This window comes from Streptomyces sp. NP-1717 (assembly GCF_022695985.1).
Lineage (GTDB): Bacteria > Actinomycetota > Actinomycetes > Streptomycetales > Streptomycetaceae > Streptomyces.
In genome coordinates this window covers 53,409-69,765 of the sequence record NZ_JAAPBF010000014.1, presented here as the reverse complement: position 1 = coordinate 69,765, position 16,357 = coordinate 53,409, and the positions used below count along the sequence as shown (strand labels likewise).

The following is a 16,357-nucleotide window of genomic DNA, read 5'->3' as shown; positions in this document are numbered from 1 at the left end:
CCCCGCGAAGGCGCCTCTCAGATTTCCGGCAGATTTCTTATCCCGAACCCGCAAGCAGGTTGCCCATGATCACCATCCCGCAGAAAGACTCCCGCATCGGCGTCCACGTGGACGAGTTCGATGCCATGACCGCCCCGGCGGAGGATCTGACCGCGCTGAAACAGCTCGTCTACACCGACCGGATCGTGGTCCTCCGCAACCAGGGCCTGTCGCCTGCCGAGTTCGTGGAATTCGGCAGGCGGCTCGGCGAGGTGGAGACCTACTACCAGCCGATGTACCACCACCCCGAGCACAAGGAGATCTTCGTCTCCTCGAACGTCAAGGAGGACGGGGCTCAGGTCGGGGTACCGCAGACCGGGAAATTCTGGCACCACGACTACTCGTTCATGCCGCGTCCTTTCGGACTGACGCTGATCTACCCCCAGGTCGTGCCGGAGCGGAACCGCGGCACGTACTTCATCGACATGGCACGGGCCTACGAGAACCTGCCCGACGCGCTCAAGGCCGAGATCCGCGACAGCCGCGGACTGAACAGTGTGCGCCGCTACTTCAAGATCCGGCCCACCGATGTCTACCGCCCCATCTCCGAAGTGCTCGCCGAGATCGAGTCGGTCACCCCCGCCGCCGCGCACCCCACCGTCTTCACCCACCCGGTCACCGGCGAGCAGGTGCTCTACATCAGCGAAGCCGTCACCTACCGGCTGGAGGACGCCGCCGGCGGGGAACTGAGGCAGGGCCTGCTGGACGAGCTGTTCGAGGCCTGCGGGCAGGCCGACACCACGTTCCGCCACGAGAACATCCATCTCCAGACGTTCGAGAAGGGCGACATGCTCCTGTGGGACAACCGCAGCCTGGTCCACCGGGCCCTGCACACGGTGAACCCGGAGCCGACCGTCTCCTTCCGGGTGACCGTGCACGACGAACACGACTTCTATCCCGGCATCGGCTGAGGGGGGCGGCGTGCAGTTCGGTCATGACGAGGACCTGCTGGAGCGGGCCCTGCGGGTGTACAAGCCCCACTGCCGGTATCTGACATCGACCGTCGTGACGGCCAAGGGCGACCCTGCGGACCAGGGCGGGCAGGTCGGCGTGCGCGGCCGGTTCCACATCCCGGAGTCCTGCTACATCGACGACACCGGCCACTTCAACGCGGTCGAGTTCAATCTCTGTTTCAACCAGATGATCTATTTCATCATGGCGAAAGCGGTCAAGGAGCGGCTGATCCGCGCCTTCGACGGCTGGTCCATGGAGGACTACTGGACGCGGCAGCTCCCCGACATGTTCATCGTGGACTTCCGCAGCACGTTCCGCCGCGCGATGCGTGGCCGGCACTTCTGGGGTGAGCTCGACATCGTCGATGTCGTGCAACGCGACGGCGGGAACGGCCAGTTGCTGATCCTGAGCACCACCTGCCGGTACGGCGAGGACGAGAAGACCGCCTGCCACGGCACGGTGCGCCTCGCCCTCAAGAACCCCCGCCCGACCGTCGCGGCCCCGGCCTGACCCCGTACTCCCGTCAGCAGCCCACTCAGCCGGCCCCGGCCCTCCAGGCCGACCGGCCGACCGGAAGTAGGAGCCTTGCCCACCACGTACGACGAGCCCGTCGCCCTTGTCGGTATCGGCCTGCGGCTGCCCGGCGCCAACGACACACCGGACGGGCTCACCGAGTTCCTGCGTGCGGGACGCTCCGGTCTGGGCCCGATCCCCACCGACCGCTGGGACCCCGAGGGCCTGACGTCCGACGACCCCGAGGCCAAGGGCACCATGCGGTGCGCACAGGGCGGATTCCTCGACAGGCCGGACCACTTCGACGCGAAGTTCTACAACATCTCGCCGAAGGAGGCCGACTACATCGACCCCCAGCAGCGCCTCGCGCTGGAGGTCGCCTGGGAGGCCCTGGAGGACGCGGGCATCGACCCCACCGGGCTGCGCCACGGTGACGGCGCCGTCTATGTCGCCGTCAGCAACATGGACTACGCCGCCGAGATGATGGCGCTGCCCGTGTCGGAACTGAACGGCTACATCGGCACCGGCATGGCGCACAGCGCGGTCTCCGGCCGCGTCTCCTACTTCCTCGGGTGGCGTGGTCCCAGCATCACCGTGGACACCGCCTGTTCGGCCTCGCTGGTCTCCGTCCACCTCGCGGCGCGGGCACTGCGCTCGGGTGAGTGCGGCATCGCGCTGGCCGGAGGCGTCAACACCATCCACAGCCCGCGCGGGCACATCATCGCCTCGCAGTCGAAGATGCTCGCCCCCGACGGCGTCTGCAAGACGTTCGACGACTCCGCCGACGGCTACTGCCGCAGCGAGGGCGGGGCGATGATCGTCCTGAAGCGGCTCTCCGACGCCCAGCGGGACGGCGACCGCGTCTACGCCGTCATCCGGGGCTCCGCCGTCGGCCAGGACGGTGAGAGCAGCGCGCTGATGGTGCCCAACGGAGCCGCGCAGGAAGGCGTCATGCGCAGGGCGATCGCCGGCGCCGGGCTCGCCCCGTCCGACATCTCCTACGTCGAGGCGCACGGCACGGGCACCTCGCTGGGCGACCCCATCGAAATGGGCGCCATCAGCTCCGTGTTCGGTGACTCGCACTCCCCCGACGCCCCCGTGACCGTCGCCTCGCTGAAGACCAATCTCGGGCACATGGAGGCCGCCGCCGGAATCGGCGGGCTCGTCAAGACCGCGCTCCAGCTGCGCGAAGCCGCCATCTTCCCGCATCTGAACTTCACCACCCCCTCCCGGCGGATCCCGTGGGACACGGCCCCGGTGACCGTGCCGACAACGCTGCGGCCCTGGAAGGCGGCGACCCGGCGGGGCGTGGTCAACTCCTTCGGCTTCGCCGGCACCATCGCCTCCGTCGTCCTGGAGGAGGCGCCCGAGCAGCCACTCGAAACGGACGACGGACGCGAGGTGCCGCCAGGCCCGTATGTCTTCGCGCTGTCGGCGAAGACCGCCCCGGCGCTCCGGGGACAGATCCAGCGCTACCAGGAACTGCTCACCGACCGGCCGGAGTTGGCTGTCGACGAGCTGTGCGCCGGTGTCTGCGTCGGGCGGGCCCACTTCCCGCTGCGCGTCGCGGGAGTGGTGCGCGACCAGGAGGATGTCGCCCGGCTGCTCGACCGCAGCCGGACCCGGGCCGCCAGGACCGGAAGGAACCCGGACACCGCGAAGGTCGCCTTCCTCTTCTCCGGCGGCGGTTCGCAGTACGTGGGCATGGGACGCCCGCTGTACGAACGGTTCGAGGTGTTCCGGGACCGTCTGGACACCTGCGACCGGCTGTTCTCCCCGCATCTGGGCAGGTCCCTGCGGGACATGATCCTCGGTGACGCCGAGGACGCCGGACTCATCCACGAGATCCGCTACATGCAGCCGGCCCTGTTCTCGCTGGAGTACGCGGTCGCGGAGCTGTGGATGTCGTGGGGCGTCACCCCGTCCGTCGTCTCGGGACACAGCATCGGCGAGATCGTGGCCGCCACCGTCGCCGGTGTGTTCAGCCTGGAGGACGCCGTCACCCTGATGGCGGCGCGCGGCGAGCTGATGCACGAGTCACCGCCGGGCGCCATGGCCGCCGTCGAGGCCACCACCGACGAGGTCGCCCCCCTGCTCGCCGAACGCCCCGACCTCTCGCTCGCCGCCGTCAACGGCACGACGCAGATCGTGATCTCGGGCGGCGAGGAGTCCCTCGCCCGGGTCATGGAGGTCCTCACGGCGCGCGGGATCCGGACGAAGCGGCTCGCGGTCTCCTGCGCCTCGCACTCCCCGCTGATGGCCGAGGCGGCCGAGCGGCTTCGCGAGGTCGTCGCCGGGCTCACCTTCCACGAGCCGCGCTTCACCCTGGTGTCCAACCTGACGGGTGCGGTCGCCGCACCCGGCGAACTCGCCTCCGCCGACTTCTGGGCCCGTCACCTCAGCGAACCGGTGATGTTCGCCGACGGCGTCCGCGCCGTCGCGGCCCGGGGGCGGCACGCGTTCGTCGAGATCGGTCCGGCCACCGAGCTGATCGGCATGGGCAAACAGTGTCTGCCCGCCGACGAACACCTCTGGCTGAGCAGCCTGCATCCCGAGGACACCGACGGCACCGTCGTACGCCAGTCCCTCGCCCAGCTCTACGTCAGCGGAGCGCCGGTCGACTGGGCGGCCCACCACGGCCGGCCCCGCCGCGCGATCACGCTGCCCACCTACGCGTTCGACCGCCGCCGGCACTGGCTCCCCGAGGCCGCCGCGCCACAGCGGACCGGCGGCGACACGCACCCCCTGCTGGGGCGGGAGATCACGACCGACGAGCAACGTGCCGCCGGTACCGTCGAGTTCAGCGCCCGGCTGGGAGCCGGGCAGCCCGGATACCTGGCCGACCACAAGGTGATGGGCAAGGTCGTCTTCCCGGGGGCCGGCTATCTGGAGATCCTGCTGGCCCTCCAGGACGCCGTCTACGGCGAGAGCGGCCTGCCCCTGACCGGCGTGACCATCCATGAGGCGCTGTTCCTCGAAGAGACCGGGACCGTCGAGGTCCGTACCCGGCTGTACGCACGGCAGGACGGGACGGCCGGGGTCGACATCGTCTCTCTGGTCGGGGCCGAGCCCGGGGACCGGCCCGCGCTGGAGAGGCGCCATGTCACCGCCACCATCGCGACCGACGGGTCCGCCGGAGGCGGCGAGGCGCTCGACGCGACGGAGCGCGCTCTCCGGGAGGCGTCCGACACCGCCGGCACACCGCGGGCCGAGCACCGGTCCGACGACCTGTACGCGGAATTCGCCGAGCTGGGCGTCGACTACGGCCCGGGGTTCCGGGGCCTGGAACACGTCGGACTCCACGGCGACGATCTCGTGGTGGGCCGGCTGCACGGCGTCTCCGCCGCCCCCGCCGAGCTGCTGCCGCCCGCCGTACTGGACTGCGCGTTCCAGACGCTCGCCGCGCTCTCGCGCGAGGGTGACGCGGTCGCCATGCCCGTCGGCTTCCGCCGCTGCCGTCTGCTGAGGAAGCCGCGCGGCGCCACCCTGCGCAGCGTGCTGCGCCGCGCCCCCGTCGTCGATCCGGACGACCTGCCGCGCGCGGATCTCCTGATACTGGACGGCGACCGCACCGTTTTCGTACTGGAGGGCCTGGCCCTGCGCCGGGTGGCGAACGCGGCACCCGACCGGGAGCGGATGTACTCCGAGGTGCGCTGGGTGAAGCGGTCCCTGCGTACGGAGAACCGGGAGCCGCGTCGCGTCCTGCTCGTCGGCGCCGGACCGCGGAGCCTCGGCGAACTCACCGAAGCCGCCGGGCAGGAGACCGAACTGACGGTCGCGGCCGACGCGGCGGAGGCGGTGGCGCTGCTGGCGGGCCGGCCCACCGACGTGTGCTGGTTCTGGCGCGGTACCGGCTCCGCGCCCGAGGGCGGAGATCCGGACGCGGCCGGACTGCGGGCCGAGTGCGAACACAACTTCCGCGACCTGCTCGCTCTGCGGGACGGCCTCGACGCGGCGGGCTTCGGCGGCGGTCAGCGGCTCTGGCTCGTCACCGAGGGGGCTCAGTGGGTGCCCGGCGACACCGCGTGGGACACCCGCACACCGCCGGCCGCGGCGACGCTGTGGGGCTTCGGCCAGGTCATGTGGACGGAGTACCCGGCGTACCGGGTGACGCTGGTGGACCTTCCCGGTGACGGTCGCGACGTGCGCCCGCTGCTTGCCGAGTGGTCGGCCCCCGACTCCTCCGAGTACCAGCTCGCCTACCGCTCCGGGCTCCGCCATGTGCGGCGGGTGTACGCCGAGGCGGGCGGTCCGCGTACGGACGTCGAACTGACCGTCAAGGAGTACGGCCGGCTCGACGGCATCGTCCCCGTACCGCTCCAGGAGACGCCCGCTCCCGAGGGTGACGAGATCCAGGTGCGGGTGCACGCCGCGGGTCTCAACTTCAAGGACGTCCTCAACGTGCTCGGTCTGCACCGGGAGCACGCGAGAGCGTCCGGCCTGGACGACACGGCGCTGCCGCTCGGGCTGGAGTGCGCCGGAGTGGTGACCGCGGCAGGACCGGACGCGGAGTTCTCCGTGGGTGACGCCGTCGTCCTCGCCCATCCGGGCTGTCTCAGGCAGCGGGTGACCTGTGCGTCCGCGATGGCGGCCCGCAAACCGGCGCACCTGTCGTACGCCGAGGCCGCGGCCCTGCCCACCGCGTTCCTCACCGCCCATCACGGGCTGCACCACCTCGCCGGGATCAAGCCCGGTGACCGGGTCCTGATCCATGCCGCCGCGGGCGGAGTCGGCCAGGCCGCCGTCCAGCTCGCCAAGCTGGCGGGAGCGGAGATCTTCGCCACGGCCAGCCCGCACAAGTGGCCGCTGCTGCGCTCCCAGGGCGTCACCTGGCTGGCCAGCTCCCGCACCCCGCGGTTCGCCGACGACATCCTCGCGGCGACCGGCGGCGCGGGCGTCGACATCGTCCTCAACAGCCTCGCCCAGGAGTTCATCGAGGAGAGCGTCCGGGCGCTGGCGGAGGGCGGCCGGTTCGTCGAACTCGGCACGATGAGCGCGTGGACCGAGCAGGAGATGCGCGGCAAGCGGCCCGACGTGACCTACCACACGGTCGATTTCGGCATCTACGATCCCGCCCAGGCCCAGCAGTTGGCCCGCGATGTGCTCGGCGGTGTGATGGAGAAGGTGGAGAGCCGGGAGCTGGCGCCCATCCCCACCACCGCGTACACCCTCGACGAGGTCGAGGAAGCCTTCAGCGTGCTCAGCAGGGGCGCCAACATCGGCAAGGTCGTCATCGGATTCGGCGAACCCGCCCCCGAGAAGACGGCCGCCACCGGCATCCGGCCCGACGAGACGTATCTGATCACCGGAGGCTTCGGCGCGCTCGGCGGTGTCCTCGCGGAGCGCCTCGTGCACCTGGGAGCCCGCCATCTGGCGCTCGTGGGGCGGCGGACTCCGGCGCCCGGCGTACTGGAGGCGCTCCTGGCACGCCTCGGGCCCGGCACCGAGATCACCACCCTCACCGGGGACGTCGGGGACCCGGACGACGTCCGGCGGATCGCGGCGGCCCTCGGCGAACTCCCACGTCCCCTCGGCGGTGTCGTCCACGCGGCGGGCGTGCTCGCCGACGCCCCGGTCACGGCACAGACATGGGAGAGCATCGACACCGTCTTCCGGTCCAAGGTGTACGGGAGCTGGCTTCTGCACCGGGCCACCGAGCACTTCCCGTCTCTGCGGTTCTTCGTCGGCTACTCGTCCGTGGCCTCGCTCGTGGGCTCGCGGGGACAGGCGAACTACGCGGCCGGGAACAGCTTCCTGGACACGCTGATGTGCCTCCGCGGCACCGCCGGGCTGCCCGCGCTGAGCGTCAACTGGGGTGCCTGGGGCGACGTCGGGCTGGCCAGCGGGATGGAACAGCGGCACATCGCGAACGTGGAGAACCAGGGCTTCTCGTTCTTCGGGCCCACCGTCGGCATCCGCGCCCTCTTCCGTGTCCTGGACCGGCCCGCGGCCCAGATCACCATCGCCGAGGTCGACTGGGACCGGTACTCCGCGACCCGGCCGCAGGCGAACGCCCTCTACCTCCAGGTCGGACGCCGCACCGCGGAGGTCACCGTCCATGTCGACCCACAGGTCCTGCTGTCCCTGCCGCGCGGTGAGCGGCTGGAGGCGGTCTCCGAGACGCTGCGGGGTGCCATCGCCGATCTGCTGCACTTCGACGGCGCCGACGACGTGCCGCCCGACGCGCGGTTCTTCGAGGTGGGCCTGGACTCCCTGGCCGCGGTCGAACTGAAGAACCGGCTGGAACTCCAGTTCCGCGTCCCGCTGTCCACGTCGAGCGTCTTCGACCACCCGTCCGTGGCGCTGCTCACCGAGTTCATCGAGCAGCGGCTGACCGCACCGGAGGAAACGCGATGAACGCTCCGACCGCCGAACGGACGCCGGTGCCACGGTTCCCCACCGTCACCGCGACCGCGGCCCACCACGCCGAGACGCGCCCCGACCGGGTCGCGGTCGAGTGCGCGGGCAGAGAGGTGACGTTCCTGGAGCTGTACCACCGCAGCAACCGGACGGCGCACGCGCTGCTCGCCGAGGGCCTCCTCCCCGGCAGCCGGGTGGCGTATCTGGCCGGGGACACCGAGCACTACTACGACCTCCTGCTGGCCTGCGCCGCCGCCGGTACCGTCCTGGTCCCGGTGGATCCCCGGCTGACACCGGGTGAGATCGAGCATGTGCTGCGCGACTCGGGAGCCGAACTCCTCGTCACCGAGGAGGACAAGCTGCCGGTGATCGGGCCGGTGATCGAGGGCCTGGCGTCCGGCGCGCCGCGTACGGTGCTGGTGCTCGACGACGGCGTGGCGGGGCCCGGCGGATTCCTCCGCTGGAAGGCCGGCCGGCCGGAGACCGCGCCCGCCACCTCCGCGGGCGCCAGGCGACCGCTCACCCAGATGTACACCAGCGGCACCACCGGCAGGCCCAAGGGCGTGGTGCTCGGCCAGCACACCTTCTGGGCGATCAACGACCTGCTGGCCAGACACAAGCTCGACTGGATCGACTGGCGGGAGGACGACCGCCTCCTGCAGGTGCTGCCCGGTCACCACATCGGTGGTCCCTGGTGGTTCATGCAGGGTTTCCGGGCGGGAGCCACGCACGTCGTGGCCCAGGGGTTCGACGCCGGACGCACTCTCGCGCTGCTCGCGAACGGCGGGATCACCACCACGCTGATGGTGCCGTCCATGCTGCGGATCCTGCTGTCCGAACCCGGGGCGGGGCCCGCGGACTTCGCGGGTCTGCGGAAGGTCGTCTACGGTGGCGCGCCGATCCCCGAACCGCTGCTCGAACAGTGCCTGTCCGTGATGGGCTGCGAGTTCGCGCAGATCTACGGTCTCACCGAGACCTGTGCCTCCGCGGTCTGTCTCCCTCCGGCCGACCACGTGCCGGGAAATCCGCGCCTCAAGGCGGTGGGCCGCCCCTACCCGGGGGTCGCCGTGCAGGCCGTCGACCGGTCCGGGGACCCGCTGCCTCCGGGGCGGGTCGGAGAGATCCGCATCGACACCCCGGCGGTCATGACCGGTTACTGGCAGCGGCCCGAGGAGACGGAACTCGCCCTGGCCGACGGGTGGCTGAACACCGGCGACGCCGGCCATGTCGACGAGGACGGCTACGTCTACCTCCACGACCGCATCAAGGACGTCATCCTCGTCGCGGGCGAGAACGTCTACCCGGCCGAGGTCGAGAACGCGCTCAGCAAGCACCCCGCGGTCGCCGAGGCCGCGGTGGTCGCGACGCCCGACGAGGTACGCGGCGAGGCCGTGCGGGCCTGTGTCGTGGTGCGAGCGGGTGAACGGCTCACCGCCCGTGAACTGATGCTGTTCCTGCGGGAACTGCTGGCCCCTTACAAGATCCCCACGGCTTACACCTTCGTGGACTCGCTGCCGCGCAACGCCGCGGGAAAGATCCTCCGCCGCGAGCTGCGCGACCGCTTCTAGGAGAGAGTCTCCATGTCACGACCGACCGAAGAACTCCCCGCGCTGCCGACCCCCCGGCTGGACGAATGCCCCTTCGGGCCGGCGCCGGAGATGACGAGACTGCGGGACACCGCCCCGGTGACCCGGGTCAAGTGCCCGACCGGCATCACCGCCTGGCTGATCACGCGCTACGCCGACGTCCGTGAGGTGCTGGGCGACTCGGAGCGGTTCAGCAGCCGCCCCGGTCAGGCGGCGCACGTCCTGGCCCATATGAACCCCGACCGCCCGGTGGCCGAGGGTGAGTTCACCCGGATGGACGGGCCGGCGTACCAGCGCTTCCGGCACCACCTCGGACCGGAGATCGGTATGCCGAGACGGCTGCTGGAACTGCGCCCGGTCGTAGGGCAGATCGTCGACGAACGGATCGACGCGCTGGCGGCGGCCGGCCGGTCGGCCGAGTTCTACGGCGACTTCGCGGTGCCGGTCACCACGGCCACCATCGGGGGCCTGCTCGGTGTGCCGTACTCCGACCGGGGGCTGTTCCACGACGCGGCGGCGGCGATGTTCGGGTCCGCCACCAGCGAGAAGGGCATCAGGGCGAGTACGGAGCCGCTCTTCCGGTATGTGCACGGGCTGGTCCAGGACCGGCGGAAGAACCCCGGTGACGACGCGATCAGCCGGATGATCGGACGCAGCGCCGCGTCGGCGGAGCCGTTCTCCGACACCGAACTGGTCATGATGAGCGCCGGGTTGCTGATCAGCGGCTTCGACACGACGGCGACGACGATGACGCACGGCCTGCTGGCGCTGCTGGTCGACTCCCGGGACTCCGGTCGGTCCGGGCACTCCGGTCGGTCCGGGCAGTCCCGCGAGTGGGAGCGGCTGCGGGCCGATCCCTCCCTGATCCCGGCCGCGGTCGAGGAGTTCGCCCGCTACTTCGGGGGCGCCGCCGGCCTCACCCGTGAAGTCACCCGGGACACGGAGATCGGTGGCCATCCGCTGGCCAAGGGCGACTACGTCGTCCTCGCCGTGCAGACCGCCGACCGTGACCCGGCCGTCTTCGAGGACCCGGAGCGGCTGGACGTCGGGCGGCGGCCCGAGGGGCATCTGGGCTTCGGGTACGGGCCGCACCAGTGCGTCGGACAGCAGACGGCCCGTCTGGAGATGAGTGTGGTGCTGGAGACCCTGACACGGCGGATCCCCTCGCTGCGCCTGGCGGTGGACCTCGCCGACGTGCCGTTCAAGACGGGCACGCCGGTGGTCGGCCCGGCGGCGCTCGCCGTGGAGTGGGACGCCGTCCTGCCCGCCGGGGAGGGCCGATGACGATACGGGTGACGGTGGACGCGGAGCGGTGCGTGGCCTCGGGCATGTGCGTGTTCAGCGCACCGGAGGTCTTCGACCAGGACGAGCGGGACGGTGTGGTCGTGGTACTGCGGCACGATCCGGCCGAGGACCAGTACGACGAGGTGCGCACGGCGGTCCGCAACTGCCCGGCGCAGGTGATCTCCGTCGACGCGCCGTAGCCCGGCGGCGGTCCCGTCCGCGCCGGTGCGCGCCGGCGGGACCGCCGCCGGGCCGCGGGTCCACTGTCAGGCGGTGCCGGACGTCAGTGCCGTGAGGCGCTCGGCGACGTACGCCAGTGGCTTCTCGGGCCCCGTGGTGAAGAAGAAGTGGCCGCCGTCGAAAACCTTCTTCTCGAACGGTCCGTCGGTGTAGTGCGTCCAGGCGTCCGCCTCGTCCGTGCTGACCTGCGGGTCGTTGTCGCCGGTCAGCGCGTAGACGGGGCAGGTCAGTTTCTCGCCCGGCTGGTAGCGGTAGGTCTCCGCCGCCCGGTAGTCGCTGCGCAGGACGGGCAGCACCATGCGCACGATGTCCGGGTCGCGCAGCACCTCCATGCCCGTTCCGCTCAACCGGGCCACGTGGTCGATGAGTTCGGCGTCGCTCGACTTGTGCAGTCCCTCGTCCTTCACCTCCGCCGGGGCCCGCCGGCCGGACGCGAACAGCGCGAGTGGTTTCTCGCCGTGCCGCTCCAGCCGCCGCGCGACCTCGAAGGCGAGGGTGGCGCCCATGCTGTGTCCGAAGAGCGCGGTCGGGACGTCCGGCCCGCCGCGCAGCTCGGGCGTGACGGCGTCGGCGAGTTCCGTGATGTTGTCGATGAACGGGGTGTCGCGGCGGTCCTGCCGGCCGGGGTACTGAAGGACCAGTACCTCGGCGGCGGACGACAGCACGCGCGAGACCGGGAAGTAGTACGACGCCGATCCCCCGGCGTGCGGGAAGCACACCAGCCTGACGCGGGGTTCCGGGACCGGGTGGAACCGTATGATCCACGGGCTGGTCGCCGCGGGAACTGCTGCCATGGCTGTTCTTTCCTTCTGTCGTGGGTGGGCCGGCGTGCCGTCAGCGCAGGGTTTCGGAGAAGGCTTCCAGCAGCCGGGGGCCGCTCTGGTCGGTGTGCAGGAAGAAGTGGTCGCCCGGTACGACCCGCAGTTCGAAGGGGCCGCTGGTCAGGCCCTCCCAGGCTCGCATGTCGTTCTCCGGCACCACCGGGTCGCCTGCTCCGTGGAAGGCGGTCACCCCGGTCGCCAGTGGCGTTTCGGCCGGATCGTGCCGGTAGCTCTGCACGATCCGCAGGTCTCCGTAGCCGCAGCCGCTGGTCGACGCGTCCAGTTTGGCCGCCACCCGGTCGTCGAACTCCCGGCGCAGGGCCCGCTCGTACTCCCCGGGCCGCTCGCGCCGCAGCCGCAGCAGGTCCTGCTGGGCGGGCATGCCCGGGAACCCGAGGGACCGCATCACGGCCAGGATGCGGTCGTCCAGCGGATTGACGGCCCCGGTGGGCGCGCTGAACGCGCCGACGAACAGATGGCGCAGCAGTGGGCCGTACTCCCCGCCGAGGCGGTGCGCCAGCCGGTAGGCGAGGAGGCCGCCCATGCTGTGGCCGTAGAAGGCGAAGGGGCGGTCCAGATACGGTTTGAGGACCTGCGCGATGCTCTCGACCGCCTCGTCCACGTTGACGATTCCCAGTTCGTCCGCGCGCTCCTCGCGGCCCGGCAGCTGGACCGGGCAGATCTCGACGCCGCCGTCGAGCTCGCGCGGCCAGTCGCGGTACAGGGACGCGCCGCGACCGCCGTAGGGCAGGCAGAACAGCCTGAGCTTCGAGGTCTCCCGTACGGCGGTGCCGAGCCAGCGGGCGCTGTCCAGGTCGTAGGCGCGTGGTGCGGACCGGGTGGCCTCTGGTTCGTCGTCCGTCTCGATCTCCGAGGCGATGTGCTGGGCGAGTTCGTCCAGCGACGGGCCGTCGACGAGGAGTTCGACCGGCAGATCGACGCCGGTGCCGGTGCGGATCCGCTTGCGCAGTTCCATGGCCGCCAGTGACTCCAGGCCCAGCTCGGAGAGGGGGCGGCCGGCCGGAATCTCGTCGGCGGGCTGCCGCAGCAGGCCCGCGGCCGTCTCGGCGAGGAAGTCCGTCAGCACCCCGGGGCGGTCGGCGGCGGCGACGGCCCGGTAGTGGGCGAGGATCTCGCCGGGGTGGTCGCCGCTCTGCCCGCCGTCGGTCGCGGCCAGCAGGCTGAGGCTCTCCTGCGGGCTGATCACCTGGATCTCGGTGTCGCGGCCGGAGGCGACGATCCGGCCCCGGTCGTCGCAGAGCAGGTGGTCGCCGACGAGCCGTTGTCCCACCGCGGACCTCAGCCGCACATGGCACCAGAGCGGCCCGCCGACCGGAGCGCTCACGGCGTCGGCCTCGCCCAGACGGGCGGTGATGAACAGGTCGTCGTCGGCGAGGGCCTGTCCGGCGGCCAGGGCGTAGAGCTGTACGCAGGCGTCCAGCACTCCCGGGTGGGCGGGCAGGGCGCGGCCGGGGCGGCCGGCGGGCACGGTGGCCTCGCCGGCGGGCCGCAGCCTGGCGAGCACCTCGCCGTCGCCTGTCCACGCCTCCTCGACCCATTCGACGGAGGGGCCGAGGGCCACGCCCCGGTCCCGCATCAGCTTGTAGAACTCCTCGCCGCCGACCGGCTCGGTGCAGCGCGCGCGTATCCGCTCGCGCTCCGCCGGGGTCAGGGGCGCCGACTCCTCCTCGGTCCGGTCGGCCGGGCCCGGTCGCAGGCTGCCGCGCACATGGCGGTCCCACTCGGTGCCCGCCGTGGGGCGGCTGTAGAAGGCGAAGTCGGCCCAGCCCTTGTCGTCCGAGGGTTCCACGACGAGCTGAACGGTGCGCTCCTGACGGCCCGACAGCCGCAGCGCGTGGTGGAAGTTGACGTCCCGCACGTGGAAGCCGTCTCCGGCGCCGTCCGCGGAGGTCGCGGCGGCGAGCATCTCCTGGTAGTAGCCGACGTGCAGTACGCCCGCCGTATCGGCGAGTTCGGGCAGCAGGGCGCGGCTGACGACGGTGTCGAACTGGCGCTGGTCGAGTGGTGAGGGCACCGTACGAAGGGCGAGTTCACCGGTCGGCCGGCCGCTTCCGGGGTCGCGTGCGGGTGGGGGCGCGGCCGTGCCCAGGGGTCCGTAGGAGCGGCGCTGGAAGGGGTACGTGGGCAGGGTGAGCCGCGCCCGGTCCTGGCCGAGGTCGAGACCGGACCAGTCCACGTCAGCTCCGGCCAGATAGCGGCCGGCGGCGCCCGTCAGCAGTTCCTCCCACACGTCGTCGCCGGGGACTGCCCAGTGGACGGGGGCGGCGGCGTTGCCGTGGTGCGTGGCTTCTTCCCCGGCGCCGGCGCCGCCGAGGGAGACCAGCGTGCCGTACCCGTGGTCGGCGAGCGCCGCCGTCAGCGCGCGCGCCGTGGTTCCCTCGCTCTCCTGTGCCCAGAACAGGGGGTCGGCCGCCCGCTCGGCGGTGACAGCGTCGGCGCGCGGGCCGTGGAGCAGCCGCAGGCGCGGACCGCGTGCCTCGGTGAGCGGCGGCGGGGTCGCGTCCGTGTGCCGCGCCGCGAGCAGTCGCCCGGCGGTCGCGGTGTCGAGGACTCCCGCGAGGCAGGCGGCGGCGAGTTCACCCGGCCCCGAGCCGGCGACGGCGCCGGCCTTCACGCGCCAGCCGTCGAGCGCGCGGACGAGCGCGATCTGGTACGCGAGGGCGACGGTGTCCCTGAACAGCGGTGAACCGGAGGGTCCTTGGGCCAGCCTGGCGGCGATCGGCTCACCGGCGGTGGGCCGCAGCAGCGTGTCGCACCGGTCGAAGTGGTCGCGGAACGCGGGGTAGGTGGCGTACAGGCGGGCCGCGGACCGCCACGCGCGGTCCCCGGTGGCGTTGAGCAGGAACGCGACCGGGCCGGTCGTCTGCTCGGGCGGGTCGGCCGTCTCGCCGGCGACGGCGCGCAGCCGGTCCACGAGGTCGTCGCCCGTCCGTGCGACGAGGGCGGTCCGGTACGGGAACGCGGGACGGCGGGCGCTGACGGTGTGGCAGACGTCGGCCAGCGAGGCGTCCGGGTGTTCGGTGAGCCAGTGGGCGAGGCGGAGCGCCGACTCCCGCAGTCCGCGCGGGTCGCGGGCGGAGAGTGCGAGCAGATGCGCCGGGCGGTCGTCGGTGGCCGTCTCGCGCGGGCGGGCGGCGGGGGCCTCCCGTACCACGAGGTGTGCGTTGGTGCCGTTGAATCCGAAGGCGCTGACTCCCGCGACGCGCGGCCGGCCGGCGGAGGCGGGCCAGGGGCGGGCGGAGTCGCAGAAGTCCACCGGCAGCCGGTCGGCGCGCAGCCGCGGATTGAGCTGGTTCAGGTGCAGATTGCCCGGCACCTCGCCGTGCCGGAGCGCCAGAACGGTCTTGATCAGACCGGCGACTCCCGCGGCGGCCTCCAGGTGGCCCACGTTGGATTTCACCGCGCCGATGAGAAGGGGGGTGGCGGGGTCCCGGTCGGCGCAGAACACCTCGGCGGCGGCGCGGACCTCGATGGGGTCGCCGAGCGGGGTGCCCGTGCCGTGCGCCTCCAGGTAGTCGACCTCGTCCGGGCGGGTGCGGGCGGCGGCGAGCGCGGCGGTGATGAGTTCGCGCTGGGCCCGTCCGTTGGGGACGGTGAGACCGGCGGTGTGCCCGTCGTGGTTCACGGCGGATCCCGCGATCAGGGCGAGGACGGGAGCGCGCGCCGCGGCGGCGTCGGAGGCCCGCATCAGGGCGACCATGCCGACGCCCTCGGAGCGGACGTAGCCGTCCGCCTCGGCGTCGAACACCTTGCAGCGGCCGTCGGCGGCCAGGGCCTCCATACGGCAGAGGGCGACGAAGACGTCCGGCGACATCATGGCGCTGGCACCGCCCGCGACGGCGGCGGTGCACTCGCCCCTGCGCAGGCTCTCGACCGCCAGATGGATCGCCACCAGGGACGAGGAGCAGGCGGTGTCGACGGCCAGCGCGGGGCCCCGGAGCCCGAGGGCGTAGGCGATGCGGCCGGCGGTGATGCTCGGTGCGACACCGGTCGCGGTGTACGGGCCGGTGTCGTCGAGCGGGCGGTTCAGCAGGGAGCTCTCGGAGCCGGAGACACCGACGAACACGCCGATCCGTTCTCCGGTGAGGTCGTCGGAGAGCAGACCGCCGCTCTCCAGCGCCTCCCAGCTCGTCTCCAGGAGGAGGCGCTGCTGGGGGTCCATCTCGCGTGCCTCGGCGTCCGTGATGCCGAAGAACGGCCCGTCGAAGGCGTGTACGTCCTCGGTGAGGAAGCCGCCCTTGCGGGTGTAGGCGGTACCGGGCTCGTCGCGGACCTGGGAGTGGAACCGGTCGGCGGACCAGCGCTCGGGCGGTACGTCGGTGATGGCGTCCCTGCCGTCGCGCAGCAGTTCCCAGAACCGCTCGGGGCTGTCGGCGCCGCCGGGGAACCGGCAGCCCATGCCGACCAGCGCGATGGGTTCCTCCGCGGCCGAGCGCAGCTCCCGCATCTGCTCGCGGAGGACTTGGATGGCGTTCAGCGAACGCCTCAGCAGCACATCGTCGGTCATCGCTCGTGTCCTCCTCGGTCGGAGCCGTACTC

At 72.0% G+C, this 16,357-nt stretch carries 8 protein-coding genes; 6 read left to right on the top strand and 2 right to left on the bottom strand.

Annotation, left to right across the window (positions count from 1 at the left end):
• Positions 1-65 precede the first annotated feature (65 nt).
• The 6 genes from GXP76_RS05165 (at position 66) to GXP76_RS05140 (ending at position 10,936) form a co-directional block, all read left to right on the top strand.
• Entirely contained in the window at positions 66-950 is an 885-nt protein-coding gene (locus tag GXP76_RS05165; RefSeq protein ID WP_242570215.1) for a TauD/TfdA family dioxygenase, read from the top strand.
• Between the two features lie 10 nt (positions 951-960).
• A complete protein-coding gene (locus GXP76_RS05160) occupies positions 961-1,503 on the top strand; it encodes an FcoT family thioesterase (RefSeq protein WP_242570214.1) in 543 nt (180 codons plus the stop codon).
• A 75-nt stretch (positions 1,504-1,578) separates the two neighbouring features.
• The gene (locus GXP76_RS05155; protein WP_242570213.1) at positions 1,579-7,863 is read left to right on the top strand and encodes a type I polyketide synthase; all 6,285 of its coding nucleotides are present in this window, start codon (positions 1,579-1,581) and stop codon (positions 7,861-7,863) included.
• Positions 7,860-9,434, top strand: a complete 1,575-nt coding sequence (locus tag GXP76_RS05150; protein ID WP_242570212.1) for a long-chain-fatty-acid--CoA ligase — start codon at positions 7,860-7,862, stop codon at positions 9,432-9,434. Before GXP76_RS05155 ends, GXP76_RS05150 begins: the two co-directional genes overlap by 4 nt.
• A 12-nt stretch (positions 9,435-9,446) precedes the next feature.
• Positions 9,447-10,736 (top strand): cytochrome P450, encoded by a 1,290-nt coding sequence (locus GXP76_RS05145; protein ID WP_242570211.1) that lies wholly within the window; start codon positions 9,447-9,449, stop codon positions 10,734-10,736.
• The gene (locus tag GXP76_RS05140; protein WP_277993000.1) at positions 10,733-10,936 is read left to right on the top strand and encodes a ferredoxin; all 204 of its coding nucleotides are present in this window, start codon (positions 10,733-10,735) and stop codon (positions 10,934-10,936) included. The genes GXP76_RS05145 and GXP76_RS05140 overlap by 4 nt, the downstream gene beginning before the upstream one ends.
• A gap of 66 nt (positions 10,937-11,002) precedes the next feature.
• Here GXP76_RS05140 and GXP76_RS05135 read toward each other — a convergent pair whose 3' ends face one another.
• Together GXP76_RS05135 and GXP76_RS05130 are read right to left on the bottom strand one after the other, a co-directional pair.
• Positions 11,003-11,770, bottom strand: coding sequence for a thioesterase II family protein (locus GXP76_RS05135; RefSeq protein WP_242570210.1), 768 nt, complete (start codon positions 11,768-11,770; stop codon positions 11,003-11,005).
• Positions 11,771-11,810: 40 nt separating this feature from the next.
• On the bottom strand, positions 11,811-16,325 hold the full coding sequence (locus tag GXP76_RS05130) for a beta-ketoacyl synthase N-terminal-like domain-containing protein (RefSeq protein WP_242570209.1): 4,515 nt from the start codon (positions 16,323-16,325) through the stop codon (positions 11,811-11,813).
• Positions 16,326-16,357 lie beyond the last annotated feature (32 nt).